The following is a 21,969-nucleotide window of genomic DNA, read 5'->3' as shown; positions in this document are numbered from 1 at the left end:
CGCGCCATGCTAGGCGTGCGCGCCCCATCAGCTTGCCAGTGAGTTCGGGTCCATGAGCGACACCATCCGCATCGCCGTCCTGCAGAGCGCGTTCAGCCTCGACATGGATGAGAACATCAAGACGGTCTCGGAGCTGGTGCGCGAGGCCGCCGGCCAGGGCGCGCAGGTGATCCTGCCGCCCGAGCTCTTCCAGACCCATTATTTCTGCAAGACCCAGGAGGAGCGCTGGTTCGCCCACGCCTATCCGGCCATGGAGCACCCGTGCGTCACCGCCATGCAGGCGCTGTCGGCCGAGCTGGATGTGGCCATCCCCGTCTCGATCTTCGAGCGCGAGGGGCCGCGCTATTACAATTCGCTGGTGATGCTGGACGCGGGCGGCAAGGCGATGGGCGTCTACCGCAAGAGTCATATCCCCGACGGGCCGGGCTATCAGGAGAAGTATTATTTCCGCCCCGGCGACACCGGCTTCAAGGTCTGGGACACGCGCTTCGGACGGGTGGGCGTGGGCATTTGCTGGGATCAGTGGTTCCCCGAAAGCGCGCGCGCCATGACGCTTCTGGGCGCCGAGGTCCTGCTCTATCCCACCGCCATCGGCTCAGAACCCCATGATGACAGCCTGGACACCGCCGCGCGCTGGCGCCGGGCCATGCAGGGCCATGCGGTGAGCAATGTGATCCCGGTGGGCGCAGCCAACCGCACCGGCGACGAGGACGGCCAGCGCTTTTACGGCACCAGCTTCATCTGCGACCATACCGGCGAGGTGAAGGCGGAACTGGGCCGCAGCGAAACCGGCGTGCTCGCCGCCAGCTTCGACCGCCGCTTCCTGGACACCCACCGCGCCGCCTGGGGCTTCTTCCGCGACCGGCGGACGGAGTTGTATCTGTAGGGCGCTACTGCGCTTACTCACACCCCTTGGCGGCGATGATCACGGCTTCAAGGATGGCGCCTGAAGGTATGTCGCCATGTCCGGCATCCGTCACGGTGCGCCAGGTCATGCAGGCACCCGGATTGGCGTCAAGGCGTTGGGCCATGCTGAAGGCGGACAGCCAGCTTGTGACCGTATCGGCCGTTCCATGCACGAACACCACGGGCAGCTGATCGAGCGGCGCCGTTTCCAGCGCGGCCCAGAATCCGTCGCTGAGCGCATCCCGGCGCAGCTCGAACGCTTCCAGAACCGGCACGTCCCACTGGCCTTCGATAGCCGCCATGCCGGCTTCATATCCGGGAAAGCTGGCGAACAGCACCACGCCATCGATGTCCGCGCCGCCCCCGGCGATGAGCAGTTGCAGGATGAGATAGGCGCCAAAACTGTCACCAAGCAGGATCACCGGACGTCCGGGATTGTCGCGGCGCGCCTGATCGAGCACCGCACGTACGTCTTCAACCATGTGCCCCACGGTCCAGAGGGGCTCCGCCAATCCCTCGATCTCGCGTGTAAAGCCAGTATTGCCCCGGTAATTGGCGCCATAACCCAGAGCGCCCTGACTCACCAGACGCTCAAAAAACCATGGCAGCTCCGGATAGGCGCGTGCAGACGGCCCGCCATGCACATGCACCACCACGACGCCGTCCAGATCACGCGACGCGGCCGAGGGCTCTGGCGCGAGCCGGTAGTGCGTCAATGTCTGCCCCTCCGGCGTGACGGTGCGCACTTCGCTGACAGGCGCGCGCGGCCGGCATTGGGCCAGACGCTCTTCCCTGATGGCGCCGTCTTCATGGGTGACACGCACAATGCGCTTATGGCCCTGCGCAAAGCCGGTCAGCAGGTAGGGGCCATCGGCGCGCGCCGCCGACAGCCTGGCCAGCTGGAAGCCGGTCTGGCTGATCCAGTCTGACAGGGCGTCAAAGCCACTCCCCTCAGCTAACCCTTCCACCCGCGCGGGAAGATCCAGCGATAACAGCCCGGCCAGCTCTCGCCCGGCCGTCACAACCGGTAAGGATACAGGCCGGCCCGAACGCGGCATGATAACGCTGAGCCCGCTACGGCTGGCGAAGATGAGCGGGCGCACCGTTCCGTCCGATGGATAGCCGCCCGACAGAAGAATGCCTGACCGGCCCTCATGGCGGGCGGGCCAGCCGTTCCAGCCCGCCTGGCCCAGCCAAGCCTCTGGCGTGCTGGGCCAGGCCGCGATCTCGTGTGCTCCGCCAGCGTCATGGATCACAAAGCGGTAAACGTCTTCTGATGCGGACACGATCAGGACGCCGTCCTCACCGGGCAGAGGGAAAGCGGCGCCGCTGACTGGCAAATCCAGGCGAGGTGATTGCCTCAAACGCCCCTGGCCAGCCGCCTCCAAGCGAGTCAGATGGCGCGTGCGTGATCTTGAAACCAGAATTTCCGGGCCGCCATCAGGCGGCATGAAGAGCTCGGCGTCGTCCGATTGATGGAGCAAAGGCCACGGCCCGTCTTCAGGCGAGGCGGCCCAAAGCCACAGGACAGACCCGTCAACAGGGTCTGGATGCGCCAAGCGCCGCGCGCCGCGTGCGCCGACAAACACCACGCCTTCGTCAACGGATGAATAGATCAGTCCGCCGGACGGCTGGAACACAAACTCCGTGGCGGACGTAGCCAGAACTCGATAGCCGCCATCATGATCTTCACGGTAAAGCCGCCCCCCGGCGCTGAGCACGCCAAGCCGCCCCTCGCCATCAAGCGCCAGGCGCCCGGCCGAGCACAAATCAGGCGCAGACGCGCGGTCAGGCCCGCTGCAGGCGGCAACAGACAGTGTGGCCGCAGTCAGAAACGCCATGCCTGATTTTAATGTCGGCATAGCCAAGTCCCGCCCAAACCTCTGGGCTTGAGCCCCTACCCCGCCAGGGCCTTGGCCTGATCCACCCAGCCATCGCGGGCGATGCGGCCGCGGGCGTTGAGGACTTCGTCAAAGCGCGCCACGTCCGCCTCGCTCCAGGCGGCGATCTGGGCGTAGCGGGTCACGCCCGCCTCCGCCAGTTTTTCCGCCGCCTTGGGGCCGAGCCCGCGAATGGCGGTGAGATCATCTGAACCCGCAGCGGCTGGTTCCGGGCTGGCGGGCTGTGCATCAGGCGCGGCCCGGGGGGCGGGCGCAGCGTCCGGCGCCGGTTCCGATTCAGCCGCAGGGGCCGCATCCGCCGCGGCGGGCTCATCGCCATCGGGGCGGCCATCCATGCGGGTGGCGAAGCCGAGCTGGCGCGGCGCCGGGGCGGCCGCCTCGTCGGAGCGTCCGCGCACCACCCAGCCCGCGATCACGCCGGCGGCGAAGAACAGCGCCAGCAAAATCCACATTTCCCAGATCAGCCAGAGCATGAATCAATTCCCTTCCGTTTGGTCTTCGCCGTTTTCGCCGTCATCTTCACCGTCATCTTCGCCGTCATCTTCGCGGTCAGCCGCGCTTTCCTCATCGGGCGCCGCCGGGGCGGTCGAGGACGCAATAAAGCCCAGGCGCTCGGGCGCTTCGGACGGCAGAGCCAGCGCGCTCATACGATCAGCATCCGCCCCGCCCCCGGCCATGGCCGCAATGACAGTTTCCGCCTGGGCCAGGGCCAGCGCCTCCGCCTCATCATTATCGGCCTCGGCGCGCACCGCCACAGACAGAACCACATCCGCGCAAGCGGCAAACGCCTGGCCTGCGCGGCGCGCGCTATGCAGGCTGCGATTATTGGACACAAAGCGCGCGGTGCCGGGCGTGAAGGCGATGGCCTCCAGCCCCAGCGCGCCGGTGACCAGCATCTCGCACAGCTGGGCGTCGCGCACCGTGCGGTCGAAACCGCCGCCATCGGTGCGCACCAGCACTTCAGTGCGGAAGGCGCCCGGCGCCACCGAGATGGCGGCGCGGATGGCGTTGACCGTCTGGGCGTTGCCGGCATGACCGGTCAGGGCCAGGCGGTCGCGGCGGATCAGCCCGGCGCCCGATTCCATGCGCGCCAGTTCGGTGAGCATCAAGCGCGCGGCCCGCTCCCAGCCTTCAGGCGCAGCGCCAGGCGCCAGCACCAGATCCACCCGCGCGCCATTGGGAAACCGGTCCTCGGCATGGGCGCGCAGACGCGCGATCGCCTCGGCGTCCGGGGCGTGGCCGCGCAGCACCAGGCGGCGGCTGACCAGATCAGCGCGCAGGGAGAATTCATCATCCTGGCTGGCCAGCCGGGTCTCGTCGATGACGCGCGTGACGCCGCCCGCCACCACTCCGCCCGCCCATGTCGAGCGCGATACGGCGGCCAGGGCGCGCTCGCGCGCCTCGCGGCTGGGGGCGCGGCCTGTGAGCGTGGCCACCTGGCCATTCATGGACACCTGAGCCCAGCCATCATCGCGCACGCGCTCCAGCGCGGCCTGGGCGCTCGTTTGCAGGCGCGCTTCGAGATTGCCGGCGGACATGGGGCTGGTGTGAATCGCCAATACGCCCAGTACGATAAAACCGGCCAGCGCGATCAGTGCGGTCTTGCGGCGGGGAGAGAGCATGGGGAGCAATTTTCCGGAATCGAAGCTGTTGTGAGACGACCATACACGCCTGCGCGGCGCGGGCGAAGGCTAGTCTTGTGCAAAAGCGAAGGGTGCGGCGCCGCGCACATGGGGATCGATCCGCAAGGACTTCTGCAAGGGCGGCAGCACGCGTTCGGCGCAATCGCTGCGTTCGCACAGACGGCAGGACAGGCCCACCGGCGTGAAATCCGCCGGCGCATAGGCCAGGCGCCCGGCCTCCTTGGCGTCACAGCCCACCGCAATCGCCGACAGGGCCGAACCGCCATCGGGCAGGGCCCGGCTGACCGCGCGCGCGATGGAGATGAAGCGTGCGCCATCGGGCAATTCCAGCCCCTGCACATGCACGCGCTCGGTGGCGCGGAAGGCGTCATGCAGGCGCCAGCGCACGCAGCCCCCGCCGGAACGGGCGAAGGCCAGCACCCCGCCGCCAAAGCGCTTGGCGATATTGCCGGCCTGGTCCACCCGGATCATGAAAAAGGCGATGCCGCGCGCGCCGGGCCGGTTGAGCGTGGTCAGCCGGTGGCAGACCTGTTCATGACTGGCCGAGAAGCGCCGGCGCAGCACGTCCATGTCATAGCGCGCGCTCTCAGCGGCCCTGAAAAACGCGTCATAGGGCATGAGCACGGCGGCCGCGGCGTAATTGGCCAGGCTCGCCCGGTAGAGCGCGCGCGCCTCGGCGCTGAGGCCCGGCGGGCGCGCGGCTTCCGCATCCAGCGCCTCGCCCATCTCCAGCTGCACCAGCGTCACGGCAATATGAAAGGCGCGCGCCGAGGGCGAGAGCAGATCACTCAAGAGGAGCTTGCGGGCGTGGAAATCATAGCGGCGCAGCGCGCCCGCCATCACGCTGTCATCATAAACGCGCACCGCCGCGCCATGAGCCGATTTCAGGCGCGCGGCCAGCGCCGCCTCCAGCGACACCGCTTCGGGCAGATCCGCACGCAGCGCCTCGGCGCCGGTCTCCAGGGACGGGAAATGATTCTGCGCCGCGTCGAGCGCATCGCGCACCTCTTCCAGCGCCGACAGACCCGTCCCGGACAAGCCCTCCTCGGCGCGCAAAGCGAGATCGGCGGCCGCCGCGCTGGTCTCGCGATAGGCCTGGTATAGCCGCGCCAGCGCCTCGGCGGCGCGCGGATGGGCGTCAGCCAGATCGGTCAGGTCGCGCTGGTCGAGATCGGCGCCTTTCAGGACGGGGTCAGACGCGGCCTCCTTAAGATCGGCCAGCAATTGCCGGTCGCTCTCGGCGGCGAAGGCGCGCACATCAATGTCAAAGGCTTCCGCCAGCGCCAGCAGCACGCGCGCCGTCACCGGGCGCTGATTGCGTTCGAGCAGGTTGAGATAGCTCGCCGACACGCCCAGGCTCTCGGCGAACTGGGCCTGGCTCTGGCCCATGTCCCGGCGCAGGCGGCGCAGGCGCGCCCCGGCGAACAGCTTTTCCAGCGCCTCGGCCATTTGTCACTTTCTTTACATAATGACATGCTTACACATTCCATGTGTATACGCTGTTTCTCCTTTTTATGCCAAGCCCTGTCGACCGCTGCATGGGCGCCTGTCTACATCCCCACAGATTTTCTCATGAGGGATGTGACATGACCAGCTTCTACGATCTCGTACCCGCCGCCGCCCCGGGGCGCTTTGACGGCATCACCCGCAATTACAGCCCCGAGGACGTTTTGCGCCTGCGCGGTTCGGTGCATGTCTCCCACACGCTGGCCGAGCGCGGCGCGGCCAAGCTTTGGGAGCTGCTCAACAGCGAGCCCTATATCAACGCGCTGGGCGCCCTGTCGGGCAATCAGGCCATGCAGATGGTGCGCGCGGGGCTGAAAGCGATCTATCTGTCGGGCTGGCAGGTGGCCGCTGACGCCAACACCGCCGGCGCCATGTATCCCGACCAGTCGCTCTATCCGGCCAACTCCGCCCCGGAGCTGGCGCGCAAGATCAACCGCACGCTCCAGCGCGCCGACCAGATCGAGGTCGCCGAGAGCGGCAAGGCGAGCCGCGACTGGTTCGCGCCCATCGTGGCCGACGCCGAAGCCGGGTTTGGCGGCACGCTCAACTGTTATGAAATCATGCGCGCCTTCATCGAGGCGGGCGCTTCGGGCGTGCATTTCGAAGACCAGGTGGCCGCCGAGAAGAAGTGCGGGCATCTGGGCGGCAAGGTGCTGATCCCCACCAGCCAGCACGAGCGCAATCTGAACGCCGCGCGCCTGGCCGCCGACGTGATGGGCGTGCCCACGATCACCGTGGCGCGCACCGATGCGGAATCGGCCACGCTGATCAATTCCGACATTGACGAGCGCGACCACGAATTCATCGACTATGACGCCGGGCGCACGCCCGAAGGCTTCTACCGGCTAAAACCCGGCATGGGCGTGGAGCACTGCATCAAGCGCGGTCTGGCTTACGCCAAGGTCGCCGACCTTCTGTGGTGGGAGACCTCCAAGCCCAATCTGGACGAGGCGCGCCGCTTCGCCGAGGCGATCCAGAAAGCCTATCCGGGCAAGATGATGGCCTATAACTGCTCGCCCTCGTTTAACTGGGAGAAGAACCTGGACAAGGCCACCATCGAGACCTATCAGCGCGAGCTGGGCGCCATGGGCTACAAGTTCCAGTTCGTCACACTGGCCGGCTTCCACCAGCTCAATTACGGCATGTTCGAGCTGGCCCGCGGCTATCGCGACCGCGGCATGGGCGCCTATTCGGAGCTGCAGCAGGCCGAGTTCGGCGCCGAGAAGGACGGCTACACCGCCACGCGCCACCAGCGCGAAGTGGGCACGGGCTATTTCGACCTGGTCAACATGACCCTGTCGGGCGGCGCGGCTTCCACCACCGCCATGGGCGAGAGCACCGAAACCGACCAGTTCAAACCCGCCGCAGAATAGGCGTCCGGGGGGACGCTTTGTGCGCCCGGATCCGGCTTGGCGCCGGGTCCGGGCGCTGCTTTGATTTGCAGCCGAAAGAACGGATGAATTGATGAACACTCTGCCCGACGGCGTCGCCATTCATGGCGCAATGCACCCCGGTTTCGACTCAATCCTGACTGCTGACGCCCTGGCTCTGCTCGCTGACGTGCACCGGCGCTTTGACGGCGAACGCCAGCGTCTGCTGGCCGAGCGCGAGACGCGTCAGGCCCGGCTGGACGCCGGTGAGGAACGGCTGGATTTTCCGGCCGAAACCGCTGCCATCCGCGCCGGCGCCTGGACTGTGCCCCCGGCTCCGGCTGACCTTCAGGACCGGCGCGTGGAGATCACCGGGCCGGTGGACCGCAAGATGGTGATCAACGCCCTCAATGCGGACGTGAAATGCTTCATGGCCGATTTCGAGGACGCCTCTACGCCCAGCTGGACCAATATGGTGGAGGGCCAGATCAATCTGCGCGACGCGGTCCACCGCACCATCGCTTTCACCGATCCGGCCAATGGCAAGTCCTATGCGCTCAAGGACGATCCGGCCGTGCTGATCGTGCGCGCGCGCGGCCTGCATCTCGATGAGGCCCATGTGCGCGTGGATGGCGCGCCGGTGGCGGGCGCGTTTTTCGATTTCGTGCTGTTTCTGGTCCATAACCACGCCGAACTCGCCCGGCGCGGCACGGGACCGTATTTCTATCTGCCCAAGCTGGAGACGCGGTTCGAGGCGCGCCTGTGGGCGCTGGTCATCCGCCATTGCGAGACGGCGCTGGGCATCAAGCCTGGAACCGTGCGGGTCACCGTGCTGATCGAGACCATCACGGCGGTGTTCGAGATGGACGAGATCCTGTGGGAGCTGCGCCAGTCCATCACCGGGCTCAATGCCGGGCGCTGGGACTATATCTTCAGCTATATCAAGCGCCAGAAGGGCGACCCGGGCCGCATCCTGCCCGACCGCGCCCAGGTGACCATGACCGCGCCCTTCATGGCGGCCTATGCCAAACGGCTCATCGCCGTGTGCCACCGGCGCGGCGCCCACGCCATGGGCGGGATGAGCGCCTTCATCCCCGTCAAGGGCGATGAAGCGGCCAATGATGCGGCGATGGAGCGGGTGAAGGCGGACAAGACGCGCGAGGCGGGCCTGGGCCATGACGGCGCCTGGGTGGCGCACCCGGCGCTGGCGCCGGTGGCGCGCGCCGCTTTCGATGCGGTCATGCCCGGCCCCAACCAGCTGTCCAGTCAAGGCGATCTCACCGAGGACCGCCAGGCCCTGCTGGCCCCGTGCGAGGGCGCGATTACCGAAGCCGGGCTGACCGGCAACGCCGATGTGGCGATCCGCTATATCGCCTCCTGGCTGCAGGGACGCGGCGCGGCGCCGATCCATAATCTGATGGAAGACGCCGCCACCGCCGAGATCAGCCGCGCCCAGCTCTGGCAGTGGCGCGTGCATGGCGCGAAGACCGATGACGGTCGGGTGATTGACGCAGGACGCGTCAGCGCCGTGATCAAGGCCGCTTCAGAGGCCATCAAGGCCGAACTGGGCGCCAATGCCTGGCGTGAGGGCCGGTTCGACGAGGCCGCGTCGATTCTGGAGACGCTGGCCCTGTCCGACGGGTTCGAGGAATTCCTCACCCTGCCCGCCTATGAGAAGGTCAGGGAAGCCTGAGCCTGTCCGTCTTGCTGAAATGATCGGCGCATGAAAAAGGCCGGGCCCGTCAGGACCCGGCCTTTCTCTTTGATCCCTGCTCCGGGCCTTGCGGCCCGGTTCAGGTCTGACCGCCTACCATTCGGTGCGCAAGGTGACGCCCCAGGTGCGCGGCGCGCCCAGGAAGCCGCCGAACGTGCCGGTCTGGGCGAACTGGTCGAACGCGACCTGCACATAGGTCTCGTCGGTCAGGTTGCGGCCCCAGAGCTCCACATTCCAGCGCCCGTCCAGCGAGCCCAGGCCCACACGGCCATTGACCATGGTGAAGGCAGGCTGCTCCTTGCCCGGCGCCAGGTCCGAACCGGTGTTGTATTCAGACACCCAGCGGGCGTCGACAGCGGCCCGGAACAGGAGATTGTCGGCGATCGGCTGGGAGTAGAGCGCCTGACCGGTGACGAAATTCTCCGGTGAGAGCGAGATATTGCGGCCGGCCAGATTGGCCGGCGTGTCCGGCGTATTGCCATAGCGGGCGCGCACGTGAGCGTAGCCGCCGGAAATATCCAGACCCTCGATCGGGGTGGCCCAGGTGAAGTCAAGCTCCACGCCGCGCGCCTCGATCTCCGGGATGTTCTGAACCACGAAGGCCAGCCCGGTGAAGGTGTTCAGCTGGAAGTCGGTGACTTCCTGATAGAAGGCGTTGCCGTTGAGCTGCAGCACATTGCCGAACAATTGCGATTTGAAGCCGATCTCCCACGCATCAATGGTTTCGGGCAGGAAGGAGCTGTCGGAATCGGTGAACGAACCGCCCGACACCGGGCCGTTGAATTCACGGTCCAGGTTGAAGCCGCCCGCCTTGAAGCCGCGCGAGAAGCCCGCATAGACCATGACATCGTCATTGACGTCATAGGTGGCGCGGATCGTGCCGGAGATTTCCTCATCGGTGCGCGAACGGTCATAGCCGGTGGCGTCCAGACCGGTGCGCGCATAGGGCAGGCAGATCAGCGGAACCAGGCCGGCCAGCGGCGTGCCCGCCGAACCCGCGATCGGATCGGCGCCGAACACGGTTTCAAGGAAGGCGCAACCGGGCACCGGGCTGGTGTCAAAGGTGGCGAAGACGCGCTTGTTCTCGTTGGTGTAGCGCAAGCCGCCCGTGATCGCGAGCTGGTCGGTGAGCTGGTAGGTGTTGTGCGTGAACAGCGCCCAGCTGGTGGAGGTCTGGTTATAGACGTCCTGGTTCACGCCCGACCCGCCCGGCAGGGCCTGGCCCGGAGCGAACAGCGGACCACCGGCTACAGCATTGAGGGTGTTGGAGATGAAGAGCGGATCAGCCCCGTTCGAGGCGGCCAGGCCCAGATAGACCTCCCAGTCCGCGCCGAAGCGGATGGCGTCGTTCAGCGTCAGGTCCTCGTGGGAGATGATGCCGCCCACCAGCCAGTCCAGATCGCCGGTCACGCCGGTCAGGCGGATTTCCTGGTCAAAGCGGGTGACGTTGGTGGAGTTGCCATCGGCCCGGTAGGCGATGTCGGCGGAGGTGAAGTCGATGTCCTGGGTGCGCTGGTTGCGCCAGTCGCGCCAGGCCGTGATCGTGGTCAGCGTGCCGATCGGCATCTCGATGTCGAACTCGGCCGAGAAGCCGTAATCGGTGACTTGCTGCTGGTATTCACGATTGGCGAAGGCGCGGCGCTCGGACGGATCGGCCGGGTTCAGAACCTGGCCGCCCACCGCGCCGATCAGCGCGGCCGGTCCGGGGGCGGTCTGCCATTGCACCGCCGAGCAGCAGAACTCATTGCGGCGGGTGTAATCGGCGATGAAGCGCCCTTCGACCATGTCGCTCGGCGCCCACAGCGCCTGAGCGCGGAAGGTGTAGTAGTTGTTGGTTTCAGAATCTGTTTCGCGGGTCCCGCCCGGCTCACGCACGGTCAGGTTCGTAAAGCCGTCACGCTCGCCCACAGCTGCGAACAGGCGCACCGCCAGTGTGTCGCCGATCGGGCCGGTCAGGTGGCCTGAATAGCGGCGGTAATCGAAATTGCCGAACTCGCCCTGCAGCGAGCCGCCGAATTCGAATTCCGGCGATGCGGTGACCACGTTGAGCACGCCTGCAGAGGTGTTCTTGCCAAACAGCGTGCCTTGCGGGCCGCGCAGCACTTCGATGCGCTCCAGCTCGCCCAGATCAGAGAAACCCACACCGTTACGGGCGCGGAACACGCCGTCGATATAGACGCCCACCGAGCTCTCAAGGCCGAAATTGTCGCCCACAGTGCCGATGCCGCGAATACGCGCCGTGGTGATGGTCTCGGCCTGGGTCGAGGTCACCATCAGGCCCGGCGAGATGGAGATCAGGTCCTTGATGTCCTGCACGCCGGCCGCGCGCAGCTCTTCTGCACCGTAGGCGCCCAGGGAGATCGGCACGTCTTGCGCTGATTGCTGGCGCTGCTGGGCCGTCACGGTGACGACGTCGATGGTGCGGCGGTCGCTGGCGCCCTCCGTGTCGGTCTGCGCGTATACCGCACCCGACAGGGCCATAGAGGACACAGCGGCGAAGAGGCAGGCTTTCGAAAGGCGTTGGGTCATACTTCGGGATCCTCCTGATGCGTGTTGCTGTCTGTGAGATCAGCAGCAATGCTGCAGCGCAACATTCTTTGATGTGTTGTACAGTGGCTGATTTGTAGACGATTTTGAACCAGCACTCGCAGCTGCGAGATGACTTTATATGCCATCAATGCCAGTCATGGCGGAGCAATTTATATAACTGTTGCATCCGGGCCACGCCGGGCGGCGTGACCGTGAAACGGCGAACGCCCGGCTCTCCTCTCGAAAAACCGGGCGTTCTTCCTCCCTGACCGGTCTGTGCCGGTTTCAGTCTGCCGGTTAGCGGCGGAAGCGCAGCTCCACGCCGTAAACCCGGCCCTTGTTGAGCGGCGAGAACGTGCCGCCAAGCGGGACGGGTCCCAGCATGGCGGGCAGCTGGGTGTCGCCGCCGAAAGTCACCTCATTGGTGAGGTTCTTGCCGTAGAAGGACAGAACCGTGCCGCCGTCATGGAAGCCCAGCGCCACGGACGCATCCAGGATCCCGGCGGAATCGAAGAAGCCGAGATTATTGTCCGTATAGGCGTTGCGGTCGCGGAAATTATAGCTCACCGAAGCGGTCAGATTGGCGCCGCCCCAGTTGTCGAGCGGGGTGTCATAGATGGCGCCGACGCCATAGGTCCACGGCGCCAGCCGGGGGATATCGAGCGCCAGATCCGCATCATCGATCACCCCATCGCCGTTCAGATCGAACAGCACGCGCTTGTACTCCCCGTCCAGATAGCCGAGCTGGCCATGGATGATGAAGTTTTCAGACAGGAAGGCGCGCGCCTCCACCTCGAAGCCGCGAATGCGGGCGTCGGCCGTGTTCTGGATCAGCTGCACCACGCCGGTCGCCGCGCTCGGCAGGTTGACCTCGCGCTGCATGTCGGAAATCTCGTTCCAGAAGGCCGCCGCATTCACACGCAGCGCGCCGTCCAGGAAATCTGATTTCATACCGGCCTCAAAGGAATCCACCTGCTCCTGGTCATACGGGCCCGGCGCAAAGGTCGGGTCAGTATTGCGCAGATTATAGCCCCCCGAGCGGAAACCGCGGGTCCAGAAGGCGTAGAGCTGGCTGTCATCGCCGAGATCATATTGCAGGCCGACCTTGGGCGCGAAGGAGGTCCAGGAATCGGTATCCTCAAACACGCCCGCCCCCCCCGTGGGCACGGTGCAGCCCGATCCCACGACACACGGCGCGCCAGGCAAGAGCGCCTGGATGCGCGCGCGCTTGCGCTCATAGGAATAGCGCCCGCCCAGATTGATCGTCAGCCGGTCCGTGGTGTGGATATCGAACTGGGCGAACGCGCCCCAGGTCATATGATCGATATAACCGCCGCCGATCGGCACCGAGGCCCCGCCCAGCAGCCGGCGGCGCTCGACATAGTTGATGGTCTGATCGAAATAGAACACCCCGGTGGTGACATCGACATTATTGAACACGCCCGCATAGCGCAGCTCGTTCGACCACTGGTCCTGCAGGTTCGACGCGTCCGCATGGAACAGGAAGCCGGGCGTGGCGTCGATATCGCTGGTGGACGAGCCTTCCACATCGCGCCAGCCGAAGATATTGGTGATGGTGCCGTCGCCGAAGTCCACACGCAGATTGGCTTCAGCCGTGACGCTGTAGGCCGTATTGCTATACTCGCCCGGCTCATCGATGGAGAAGCGGAAGCTGTTGCGGTCAAACAGGCCGCCTATGCCGGCGCCATTGACATGGTTCTGTCCTGCCGGACCGTCACCGGTGTTTTTCGAATACTGGCCGCGCACGATCAGTTCGAAATCGTCATTGGGACGCCAGGCCACCGCCGGGCGCACCACCCAGGTGCGTGAGGCGCCGTGGCTGGAGCCGTCAAATTCGTTGGTGAACCAGCCCTCATCCTTGGAATGATACACCGCCAGCTTGGCCGAAAAGCCTTCGGCCAGCGGACCGTTCAGCACAGCGGACGCGGTATAGCGCGGGCCGGTCTCCACCCCGAAGCGAGCATTGAGGCTCGGGTCCTCGCTGGGCGCGGTGGTGCGGATCAGAACCGCGCCGCCGGTGACATTGCGCCCGAACAGAATGCCCTGCGGCCCGCGCAGCACCTCGATGCCTTCCAGGTCGAAATTGTCGAACACCAGCCCGGCATTGATGCCCTGATAGACACCGTCAATGAACACGCCCACCGTGGGGTCGACACTGGGTATGGAGCTGTTGATGCCAATGCCGCGAATGGTGAAATTGGCGATGCCCGGCGCGGTGCCGATATCCTCCAGCTGCACATTGGGCATGATATAGCTCAGCGAGGACAGGTCCTGGAACTGCAGGGCGTCCAGCTGTTCGCCTGAATAGGCGGTGACCGCCACGGGGGCCTCCTGTACGTCCACCCCGCCAGGGCGCTTGGTGCCGGTGATCGTGATCACGTCGCGCAAGACCGATTGCGCGCTCTGGGCCTGCCCCTCTTCTGCTTGTTCAGCTTGCGCGGTTTCAGCCAGAGCCGGCGCCCCGAGCCCCAGCGGCGAAACCGCCGCCAGCAGGATCGCCACGCGCGTCATACGTGAGTGCATGATTCTGTCCTCCCCATTGGCGGCCCGGCGCTGCGCCCCCTGCCGCCTGCCTGCGGCTGCCCGCCGCTTGAGGCCCATCATGGCCGCGCCTGAAGCATTTGCAAATACGCCAAGGTCCGGATGCTTGGCGTAAAACGTCTCTTTGTATGATTTTGAATCAGAATTTATAAAACTGTTGCATGCTAAACACGTCCACGATTTGCTGCACTTGCGCTATAATCGGATAAATATTGCTGCAGCTGCGAAATTTCGTGAAGCGGCCACGCTTACCATCTGACAAGATGTGGCGCGCCATACTCCACCCGCCCGGCCCCGCCGGCGGGAGCGCGACCATGCATGACGAAGTGATGCAGCTGCTGAAATGCCATCTGGCCAGTGTCGATCATGTCGATGTGGGGCGCTATCAGTTCGTCAATCTGGAGCCGGTGCGCGAAGCGGCCGGAGCGCTCTGGCCGCAATTGCGCGAGCGCGCCTTCCTGGCCTCGCGCACCATTATCGAGCGCCGGATTGCAGAAGACGATCTGATCATTCCGTGCGCTACCGGTTATCTGGTGATCTTCAAGGCGCTCACCGGCGGTCCGGCGCACCGGCTGACCACAAAAATCCGCACCGAGCTTGAGACATTCTTTCTGGGCGACAAGGAGCTGGCGGACCTGAAGGTGGCGGCCAGCTCGGAAAAGCTTTCCCTGTCCGAATTCGAAGAAGCGCTGGCGCGCTCACAGGCCGAGACCGAACCTGAGCCGGTCAGGACGGCGCAGGGGCCGCAACAGGCCAAGGATGTCCTGGGCATCGACATGCTCGATTACATGCCGGTCTGGGATGCGCGCAAGGAGGCTGTCGGCGGTTTCATGTTGCGCGCGCGCCGCCTGAACAAGGACAGCCGGAGCTGGCTGGTCAATGGCGATATCCTGCGCGGGGCGCGCAAGCCCGAAACCCGTCTGGCGCTGGATGTGATGGTGCTTGAGCGCGCGGTGCGCAGCCTGGAAAGCCTGATCAGCGCCGGATCGCGCTGCGCACTGATCATTCCGGCAGGATATGACAGCCTCAGCCAGCCGCGCCTGCGTTCAGACTATGTCACGCGCCTGTCCACCCTGGCGCCTGCCCTGCGCGCCATGATCTGGGTGCGGCTGGACGGCGCGCCGGCGGATGCGCCCCTGGCCGCGCTGGCCGAGACCGGGCGCATCATCGCCCAGCACGCAGGCAAGCTGTTCATCCATGCCCGCTCCGACGCCCTGTCCCTAGCCCCCTACGCCGAGATGTCGCCGGCCCTGATCGGAACCGATTTCCCGACCGGATCAGAGGCCGCCATACGCACCGATCTGGAGCGCTTTATCGCCCTGGCGCGAAGGGCGGGACTGGAAACCTATCTGGACAATCTCAACAGCTGGGAAGAAGTGCGCCTCGCCGCCCGATCGTCCGCCCGCCTGCTCAGCGGCCCCTCTATCGGCGTGTTTCGAGAGCCGCGCGCGCCCTATCATCTCAGCCGGGCCGGCTTGCTGGCGCGCGCGGCCTGAAGGCTTGCCGCCAGGGGACGCCCGCCCTACCCTCGCGGTGATCCCATCAGGAGACCGCAAGCCCATGATCCTGCTCGCTTTCACCGCCAGCCTCACCCTTGGAGCGGCGGCCTCGGCCGCCATCGCCGATGACGCCGCTCACGGCCCGATGCGTTTTGAGGACGTATTCAGCCTGGAAATGGCCGCTGACGTGCAGATCAGTCCGGACGGGCGCGCCATCGCCTATCAGCGCCGCTCCGCCGACATCATGACCGACCGCATGCGCGGCGCGATCTGGGTGGTGGATTTCGACGGGAGCGGCCACCGCCCGCTGGTCACCGGCGCGGGCGATTATTCAAGCCCGGTCTGGACGCCGGACTCCTCGCGCCTGGTCTATCTGTCCAATGAGGACGGCCGCACCGAGTTGCGCATGGCCTGGCTGAGCGATGCGCGCTCTGTGCGTCTGGCGCGCCTGCCGCGCGGCGCCTCCCAGATCACGGTCTCGCCCGACGGCACGCAGATCGCCTTCACCATGTTCGCGCCGGCGCGCGGAATCGAGGTGGATATCGGCCTGCCCGAGCGGCCCCAGGGCGCCGAATGGGCGCCGCTGCCGCGCGTGGACGAGACTTTCGCCTATCAGTCTGACGGCATCGGCGATCTGCCGCCCGGGGCGAGCCAAATCCATGTCCTGCCTATTGATGGCGGCGCGCCGCGCAAGATCACCTCGGTGGAGAGCGGATCGGTCAGCGGGCTCAGCTGGACCGCCGACAGCGCCGAAATCCTGTTCAGCCATGCCGGGCAGGCCGAGGACGGATTTGATTTTCGCACGGCGCATATCTGGGCCGTGCGCGCCGCAGATGGCGCCAAGCGCCAGATCACCGATCTGCCCGGCGCCGCGCGCGCGCCCCGCGTCAGCCCGGACGGGCGCACGCTGGCCTTCCTGCGCACCTATCGCGAGGAGTTCTCCCATCAGGACAACAAGCTCTACACGGTCTCCCTCTCCGGCGGCGAGCCGCGCCGCCTGCTCTCCGATCTCGACCGGGGCGTCGCCCAGGCCGAATGGGACGGCTCGGGGCGCGGGCTTTGGGTGCGCTTTGACGATGTCGGTCATACCGTGCTGGCCTATGCCGGTCTGAATGGCGGGCTGGACCGCATCACCGATCGCATTGGCGGCCTGACCATCGGGCGGCCCTACACCACGGGCATGTTCTCGGTGTCAGGCAATGGCCGCTGGGCCGCGCCGCTGGCGAGCGCGCAGGATCTGGCCAATGTGGGCGCCGGCCAGCGCCGGGGCGCAGCGCGTACCCTGACCGATCTCAATGCCGGCGTGCTCGGCGCGCGCGATCTCGCCCGTGTGGAGCGCTTTACCTGGGAGAGCGCGGCGGACGGGCGCGAGATCGAGGGCTGGATCGCCTATCCGCCCGGTTTCGATGCCTCGCGCCAATGGCCGATGATCCTTGAAATCCATGGCGGGCCGCACACCGCCTACGGGCCGCAATTCTCCGGCCAGGTCCAGCTGATGGCCGCGGCGGGCTATGTGGTGTTCTACACCAATCCGCGCGGCTCAACCTCCTACGGCCAGGACTTCGCCAACCTCATCGACAAGGATTATCCAGGTAACGACGTGGATGATCTGGAATCAGGCGTGGACGCCCTGATCGCGCGCGGCTTCATCGACGAGAACCGGCTTTACGTCACCGGCGGCTCGGGCGGCGGCGTGCTGACCGCCTGGCTGATCGGAACCAATGAGCGCTGGCGTGCAGCCGCCGTGGGCAAGCCGGTGATCAACTGGACCAGCTTTGCGCTGGCTTCCGATATTGGGCCGGTGATCCACCGCTACTGGTTCGGCGTGACGCCCTGGGACGCACCGGAAGAGTACTGGCGCCGCTCGCCGCTGTCGCTGGTCGGCAATGTCAGCGCTCCCACCATGGTGTTTGTCGGCGCCGAGGACCGGCGCACGCCGGTGGGGGAGTCGGAACAGTATTTCAACGCGCTCCAGATCCGCGGCATTGAAAGCCGCCTGGTGCGCATCCCCGAGACCTATCACGGCATCGCCGATTCCCGGCCCTCGCGCCTGCTGTACAAGACCGGCCACATCATCGCCTGGTTCAACCAGCATGGCGGGCAGGAAGAAGCGGATTAGAAGCCCTCAAACCGGGTGAACTCGTCCACTTCGGCACGGCGTGAGCGCAGCGTGTTGACCACAGCGTCCGGGTCGGCGTGGCCGATGGCCATGCCGCAATAGACTTTCAGCGGCGCCTCAACACCCAGCGCCTGGCCCACCGTGCGGCAATGGGGCGTCCAGGCTTCCTGCATGCAGGTGGCCAGGCCGCGGCCTTGCGCCGCCAGGCACACGCACATCATGAACATGCCCAGATGCGCCCACTGGTTCGGGTTCATGCGCGCATCAATGGCGAAGAACAGCGCCTGGGGCGCGCCGAAGAAGCGGTAATTCTCCATCAGATGGGCGAAGCGCGCGGCCTTGTCCTCGCGCGGCACGCCCAGCAGCGCATACATGTCCTCGCCCACCTGGAAGCGGCGCGAGCGGTAAGGCTCCCACAGGCTTTCGGGATAGACCGGGAAATCGGCCTCATTGGCGAAGGGGTCGGTTTTGAGCTTCTCCTGCACCGCGTCCATGACGCGCTGGCGCGCCTCGCCGGCTACTGCGATCACATGCCAGGGCTGGACATTGCCGCCCGACGCCGCCCAGCGCGCCTCCTCCAGAATCGCCTCGATATCGGCCTTGGAAACCGGCGTATCGAGAAAGGCGCGCGTGGAGATGCGCGCCTTGAGCGCTTCGGAAACGGTCATTGGGGAAGCCCTCTAAGGATCAAACCGCGAAGCTCACCCCGCAGCCGCAGGCGGCGGTGGCGTTGGGATTGCGGATCTGGAAGCTGGCGCCGATGAGTTCGTCCACATAGTCGATCACCGAATCGGCCAGGAATTCCGCGCTCATGGGATCGACCAGCACGGTGGCGCCGTCGCGCTCGATGCGCAGATCGTCTCCCGCCGCTTCGGCTTCGAGATCGTATTTGTAGGAAAAGCCCGAACAGCCCCCGCCCACCACCGAGACGCGCAGGAAAGCCTTGTCCTGGCTGGACAGCACGGCCTTGATCTGGCGCGCGGCCGTCTCTGACAGGGTGATCTGCGGGTCGCTCATCTTCGCCTCTGCTCCGCTAAACGCCGCTGCCGGTTTTTGTTTACCGGCGCACCACAGTATATGGACCGCCACTGCCCGTCATGGAAGACCCTGCCCGATGACCCATCCGCGCGCACCCTATGCCTGTGACCCTGCCCGCAGCCGGGGGCGCGCCTTTGCGCAGCCTGAAAGCGCCATGCGCACCGCCTTCCAGCGCGACCGCGACCGCATCATCCATTCCAGCGCCTTCCGGCGGCTGAAAGAGAAGACGCAAGTGTTCGTGGCCCATGAGGGCGACGCCTACCGCACGCGCCTGACCCATTCGCTGGAAGTCGCCCAGATCGCCCGCACGCTGGCGCGCGCGCTGGCCGTTGACGAGGATCTGGCCGAAGCCGCCGCCCTGGCCCATGATCTGGGCCATCCGCCCTTCGGCCATTCGGGCGAAGATGCGCTGCAGGACGCCATGGCGCGCTTTGGCGGGTTTGACCACAACGCCCAGACCCTGCGCGTGATCACCAAGCTGGAACACCGCTACCCGCAATTTGAAGGGCTCAATCTCTCGTGGGAAACCCTCGAAGGCGTGGTCAAACATAACGGCCCGCTGATGGCCAAGGGCGACGGGCCGGAGGTCCTGCCCTGGGGCTTTAGCGCCTATGAGCGCTGGCGCGAGCTGGAGCTGCACACCCATGCCGGGGTGGAGGCCCAGATCGCGGCCCTGTCCGACGACATCGCCTATAATAATCACGACATTGATGACGGCTTGCGCTCGGGCATCCTGACGCTGGACCAGCTCATGGACCTGCCGCTGGCCGGCCCGGTCTTCCGCAGCGTGCGCAAACGTTTTCCGGACATCAGCGAGGACATCCTCATTCACGAAGCCGTGCGCGAGCTGATCGGGCTGATGGTGGCCGACGTGCTGGCCGAGACCCGCCGGCGCCTGGCTGAGAGCGGCGCGGACAACCCCGAAGCGGTGCGCGCGCTGGATCAGCCGGTGGTCGCCTTCTCTGAAAGCATGACCGAACAGCTCGCCGCGGTGCGCCGCTTCCTCTATGCGAACCTGTATCTGCACTACAAGGTCAAGCGCATGAAGGAAAAGGGCAAACGGGTGGTGCGTGAGCTGTTCACGGCTTTCCTGGGCGATCCCCAGCTCCTGCCCACGCCCTGGCAGGCGTCCTGCGATGGCGCGAGCGGCCAGGCCACGGCGCGCACGGTGTGCGACTATATCGCCGGCATGACCGACCGCTACGCCGTGGAGGAGCACCGCAAGCTCTTTAGCGTCGACGGCTGGCGCTGAGCGTTTCCATCCGGGAAGCACGCCTTTTCAGGCATGGCGCATTGTCTGTGCGCCCGGCTTCCATATCTACTGGGCTGACAGACCGGACCCATCGGCCTGCAAGACCACAAGCTTCAACGAGGTCCTCCCCATGCGCCTGACCGCCGCCAGCCTCGCCGTGATGATCGCCGCCGCCAGTTCCGCCAGCGCCCAGGACTGGGTGCTGGACCATGACGCTAGCGCGGTGAGCTTCGAGATCGCCATTTTCGGCGCCCCGGCCGAGGCGCGCTTTGACGATTTCGACGCCCAGATCACGCTGGATCCTGAAGACCTCGCCTCGGCGCGCATCGAGGCCGTGGTGCGCACCGCCAGCGGCGCCATGGATATCAGCGACTATCAGCAAGCCCTTCTGTCCGGCGACGGACTGGCCCCGCGCGCCCATCCCGAAGCGCGCTTCTCTTCCGAAGATGTGCGCGCCACCGATGAGGGCTATGAGGCCCATGGCGTCCTGACCGTGCGCGGCTCGGACAGCCCCGCCGTGCTGAGCTTCACGCTGGAGATCGACGGCGGGCGCGCCGTGGCGCGTGGCGGGTTCGACCTGTCACGCACCGATTTCGGCATCAGCGCCGCCAGCTGGGGCGCCAATAATGTGGGCGAGGCGGTCCGCGTGCGCGTCCATATCGAGGCCGACGCGGGCTGAGCTTATTCCAGTATCGCCGCCATGATCTGCTCCAGCACCGCGCCGGTCTGGAGCCGGTCGATCCAGCGCACCACCACCACCAGATCATGCTCGGGGCTGACAAAGACCACATTGGTCCCGGCGCCCAGATAGGCGAAGGCGGCAGCCGGCGCGTTGGCCACGCGGAAACCCGGCCCCTCACCGTCCGGCTGGTTGAGGAAGAAGTTCATATAGCCATAGCCCGGCGCATGCTCGCCCGGGGTGAGCGAGGCTTCAAACCAGCTGTCTGACAGGAGCCGGTCATCGCCCCAGCTTCCCCGGTGAAGGCCGAACAGGCCCAGCCGGGCCAGGTCATAGGCGGAGATGAACAGCCCCCCGCCCCAGTGCCCGCCCCCGGTGGAGGCCATCATGGCGCGCCCGCTAATCTCGACCTGCGCGTTGTCGTAAGGGCGCCACGACCAGGTGTCCGAGGCGCCGATCGGGTCCATGATGCGCGCACGGAAGACATCCGGCAGCTCCTCGCCGAACACATGCAGCGCGGCCAGGGCCAGCGCATTCACCCGCACATCATTGTATTCATAGGCCGCGCCCGGCTCGGGCGGTCCGGCGCGCAGCTTGGAGGCCGGGTCCTCGCGCGAGGGACGGTCCGCCCAGGCCGGCTTGCCGTAAAGCTCGCCCCACCAGCCCGAAGTCTGGCGCAGCATCTGGTCCCAGGTGACCGGCGCATTGTGATCGGTATGGAAGCGCGCATCGTCCACATAGGGCGCCACCGCATCATCGACGCTGGCGATCAGGCCGTCATCCACCGCCAGCCCCACCACATGGCTGAGCGCCGTTTTGGTGATGGAGAAGGTCATGTCCGCCCGCTCCGGCTCGCCCCATTCGGCCACGATATAGCCGCCGCGCACGATGACGCCCGACGGCGCGCCGCGCGGCGCCAGCGGGCCTATGGGGCTGGAATGGGGCTCGAACGCCCAGGTCAGCGGCACGCTGACGGTGAGATCACGCGCCGGGCTGACCGCCTCCAGCTCAGGATCATGGCGGGTCTCGTTGGCGATGGCGAAATCAATGGCGCCCTGCAGCGCTTCGGCGTCAAACCCCATGGCCGCCGCATCGCGCCGCTCCCACTGGTCATCCCCGCGCGCAGGCAGATAGGCCTCCTGCGCCAGCGCCGCGCCGCTCAGCATCAGCCCTGCCAGGCCCGCGCCCAGCGCTGTGGTGATCATGCCCATGGTCAGTCTCCCTGAAAAAGTCTTTGTCCGGTCATCTTGG

16 protein-coding genes are annotated in these 21,969 nt (G+C 66.2%); 7 read left to right on the top strand and 9 right to left on the bottom strand.

Annotated features, from left to right (window positions below; genetic code table 11):
* Positions 1-52 precede the first annotated feature (52 nt).
* On the top strand, positions 53-886 hold the full coding sequence (aguB, locus tag F1654_RS12000) for an N-carbamoylputrescine amidase (protein ID WP_150023800.1): 834 nt from the start codon (positions 53-55) through the stop codon (positions 884-886).
* 13 nt (positions 887-899) lie between these two features.
* On the opposite strand, the gene F1654_RS11995 is transcribed toward aguB, so the two are convergent.
* The 4 genes from F1654_RS11995 to F1654_RS11980 all read right to left on the bottom strand — a co-directional run bounded on the left by F1654_RS11995 (position 900) and on the right by F1654_RS11980 (position 5,899).
* Positions 900-2,747 (bottom strand): alpha/beta hydrolase, encoded by a 1,848-nt coding sequence (locus F1654_RS11995; protein WP_199200566.1) that lies wholly within the window; start codon positions 2,745-2,747, stop codon positions 900-902.
* 56 nt (positions 2,748-2,803) lie between these two features.
* Positions 2,804-3,280: a helix-hairpin-helix domain-containing protein gene (locus F1654_RS11990; protein ID WP_150023798.1), complete on the bottom strand. Its 477-nt coding sequence runs from the start codon at positions 3,278-3,280 to the stop codon at positions 2,804-2,806.
* A 3-nt stretch (positions 3,281-3,283) separates the two neighbouring features.
* Complete coding sequence (locus tag F1654_RS11985; RefSeq protein ID WP_150023797.1) at positions 3,284-4,429, bottom strand: BON domain-containing protein; 1,146 nt, start codon at positions 4,427-4,429, stop codon at positions 3,284-3,286.
* A 69-nt stretch (positions 4,430-4,498) separates the two neighbouring features.
* Entirely contained in the window at positions 4,499-5,899 is a 1,401-nt protein-coding gene (locus F1654_RS11980) for a helix-turn-helix domain-containing protein (RefSeq protein WP_150023796.1), read from the bottom strand.
* A 137-nt stretch (positions 5,900-6,036) separates the two neighbouring features.
* On the opposite strand from F1654_RS11980, the gene aceA reads away from it, so the two are divergent.
* Together aceA and aceB are read left to right on the top strand one after the other, a co-directional pair.
* Positions 6,037-7,329 carry an isocitrate lyase gene (gene aceA / locus F1654_RS11975; protein WP_150023795.1) on the top strand — a complete coding sequence of 431 codons (1,293 nt, stop codon included), beginning with the start codon at positions 6,037-6,039 and terminating at the stop codon, positions 7,327-7,329.
* Between the two features lie 91 nt (positions 7,330-7,420).
* Positions 7,421-9,019, top strand: a complete 1,599-nt coding sequence (gene aceB, locus F1654_RS11970; RefSeq protein WP_150023794.1) for a malate synthase A — start codon at positions 7,421-7,423, stop codon at positions 9,017-9,019.
* 114 nt (positions 9,020-9,133) lie between these two features.
* On the opposite strand, the gene F1654_RS11965 is transcribed toward aceB, so the two are convergent.
* Both F1654_RS11965 and F1654_RS11960 read right to left on the bottom strand, forming a co-directional pair.
* Positions 9,134-11,569 carry a TonB-dependent receptor gene (locus F1654_RS11965; protein WP_150023793.1) on the bottom strand — a complete coding sequence of 812 codons (2,436 nt, stop codon included), beginning with the start codon at positions 11,567-11,569 and terminating at the stop codon, positions 9,134-9,136.
* A 297-nt stretch (positions 11,570-11,866) separates the two neighbouring features.
* On the bottom strand, positions 11,867-14,113 hold the full coding sequence (locus tag F1654_RS11960) for a TonB-dependent receptor (protein ID WP_233205277.1): 2,247 nt from the start codon (positions 14,111-14,113) through the stop codon (positions 11,867-11,869).
* Positions 14,114-14,445: 332 nt separating this feature from the next.
* On the opposite strand from F1654_RS11960, the gene F1654_RS11955 reads away from it, so the two are divergent.
* Together F1654_RS11955 and F1654_RS11950 are read left to right on the top strand one after the other, a co-directional pair.
* Positions 14,446-15,627 carry a hypothetical protein gene (locus F1654_RS11955; RefSeq protein WP_150023792.1) on the top strand — a complete coding sequence of 394 codons (1,182 nt, stop codon included), beginning with the start codon at positions 14,446-14,448 and terminating at the stop codon, positions 15,625-15,627.
* A 64-nt stretch (positions 15,628-15,691) separates the two neighbouring features.
* A complete protein-coding gene (locus F1654_RS11950; RefSeq protein ID WP_150023791.1) occupies positions 15,692-17,749 on the top strand; it encodes a S9 family peptidase in 2,058 nt (685 codons plus the stop codon).
* On the opposite strand, the gene F1654_RS11945 is transcribed toward F1654_RS11950, so the two are convergent.
* Both F1654_RS11945 and erpA read right to left on the bottom strand, forming a co-directional pair.
* Positions 17,746-18,417, bottom strand: a complete 672-nt coding sequence (locus F1654_RS11945) for a nitroreductase (RefSeq protein WP_150023790.1) — start codon at positions 18,415-18,417, stop codon at positions 17,746-17,748. The genes F1654_RS11950 and F1654_RS11945 overlap by 4 nt on opposite strands.
* Before the next feature lie 19 nt (positions 18,418-18,436).
* A complete protein-coding gene (erpA, locus tag F1654_RS11940) occupies positions 18,437-18,766 on the bottom strand; it encodes an iron-sulfur cluster insertion protein ErpA (protein WP_150023789.1) in 330 nt (109 codons plus the stop codon).
* Positions 18,767-18,863: 97 nt separating this feature from the next.
* On the opposite strand from erpA, the gene F1654_RS11935 reads away from it, so the two are divergent.
* The gene (locus tag F1654_RS11935; RefSeq protein WP_150023788.1) at positions 18,864-20,039 is read left to right on the top strand and encodes a deoxyguanosinetriphosphate triphosphohydrolase; all 1,176 of its coding nucleotides are present in this window, start codon (positions 18,864-18,866) and stop codon (positions 20,037-20,039) included.
* 130 nt (positions 20,040-20,169) lie between these two features.
* A complete protein-coding gene (locus tag F1654_RS11930) occupies positions 20,170-20,718 on the top strand; it encodes a YceI family protein (protein WP_150023787.1) in 549 nt (182 codons plus the stop codon).
* Between the two features lie 2 nt (positions 20,719-20,720).
* Here the strand turns inward: F1654_RS11930 and F1654_RS11925 are convergent, their stop codons facing one another.
* The gene (locus F1654_RS11925; protein ID WP_199200565.1) at positions 20,721-21,929 is read right to left on the bottom strand and encodes a serine hydrolase domain-containing protein; all 1,209 of its coding nucleotides are present in this window, start codon (positions 21,927-21,929) and stop codon (positions 20,721-20,723) included.
* Positions 21,930-21,969 lie beyond the last annotated feature (40 nt).

This window comes from Alkalicaulis satelles (assembly GCF_008630495.1).
GTDB lineage: Bacteria > Pseudomonadota > Alphaproteobacteria > Caulobacterales > Maricaulaceae > Oceanicaulis > Oceanicaulis satelles.
The sequence above is the reverse complement of the archived record's forward strand: the minus strand, read 5'-3'. Positions and strand labels throughout refer to the sequence as shown.

What these genes read in the sequence shown, in the direction of transcription:
- aceB (WP_150023794.1), top strand. Translation starts at nt 7,421, where the DNA reads ATGAACACTCTGCCCGACGGCGTCGCCATTCATGGCGCAATGCACCCC.
- F1654_RS11960 (WP_233205277.1), bottom strand. Translation starts at nt 14,113, where the DNA reads ATGCACTCACGTATGACGCGCGTGGCGATCCTGCTGGCGGCGGTTTCG.
- F1654_RS11955 (WP_150023792.1), top strand. Translation starts at nt 14,446, where the DNA reads ATGCATGACGAAGTGATGCAGCTGCTGAAATGCCATCTGGCCAGTGTC.
- F1654_RS11965 (WP_150023793.1), bottom strand. Translation starts at nt 11,569, where the DNA reads ATGACCCAACGCCTTTCGAAAGCCTGCCTCTTCGCCGCTGTGTCCTCT.
- F1654_RS11930 (WP_150023787.1), top strand. Translation starts at nt 20,170, where the DNA reads ATGCGCCTGACCGCCGCCAGCCTCGCCGTGATGATCGCCGCCGCCAGT.
- F1654_RS11945 (WP_150023790.1), bottom strand. Translation starts at nt 18,417, where the DNA reads ATGACCGTTTCCGAAGCGCTCAAGGCGCGCATCTCCACGCGCGCCTTT.
- erpA (WP_150023789.1), bottom strand. Translation starts at nt 18,766, where the DNA reads ATGAGCGACCCGCAGATCACCCTGTCAGAGACGGCCGCGCGCCAGATC.
- F1654_RS11995 (WP_199200566.1), bottom strand. Translation starts at nt 2,747, where the DNA reads ATGGCGTTTCTGACTGCGGCCACACTGTCTGTTGCCGCCTGCAGCGGG.
- aceA (WP_150023795.1), top strand. Translation starts at nt 6,037, where the DNA reads ATGACCAGCTTCTACGATCTCGTACCCGCCGCCGCCCCGGGGCGCTTT.
- F1654_RS11935 (WP_150023788.1), top strand. Translation starts at nt 18,864, where the DNA reads ATGACCCATCCGCGCGCACCCTATGCCTGTGACCCTGCCCGCAGCCGG.
- F1654_RS11990 (WP_150023798.1), bottom strand. Translation starts at nt 3,280, where the DNA reads ATGCTCTGGCTGATCTGGGAAATGTGGATTTTGCTGGCGCTGTTCTTC.
- aguB (WP_150023800.1), top strand. Translation starts at nt 53, where the DNA reads ATGAGCGACACCATCCGCATCGCCGTCCTGCAGAGCGCGTTCAGCCTC.
- F1654_RS11925 (WP_199200565.1), bottom strand. Translation starts at nt 21,929, where the DNA reads ATGGGCATGATCACCACAGCGCTGGGCGCGGGCCTGGCAGGGCTGATG.
- F1654_RS11980 (WP_150023796.1), bottom strand. Translation starts at nt 5,899, where the DNA reads ATGGCCGAGGCGCTGGAAAAGCTGTTCGCCGGGGCGCGCCTGCGCCGC.
- F1654_RS11950 (WP_150023791.1), top strand. Translation starts at nt 15,692, where the DNA reads ATGATCCTGCTCGCTTTCACCGCCAGCCTCACCCTTGGAGCGGCGGCC.
- F1654_RS11985 (WP_150023797.1), bottom strand. Translation starts at nt 4,429, where the DNA reads ATGCTCTCTCCCCGCCGCAAGACCGCACTGATCGCGCTGGCCGGTTTT.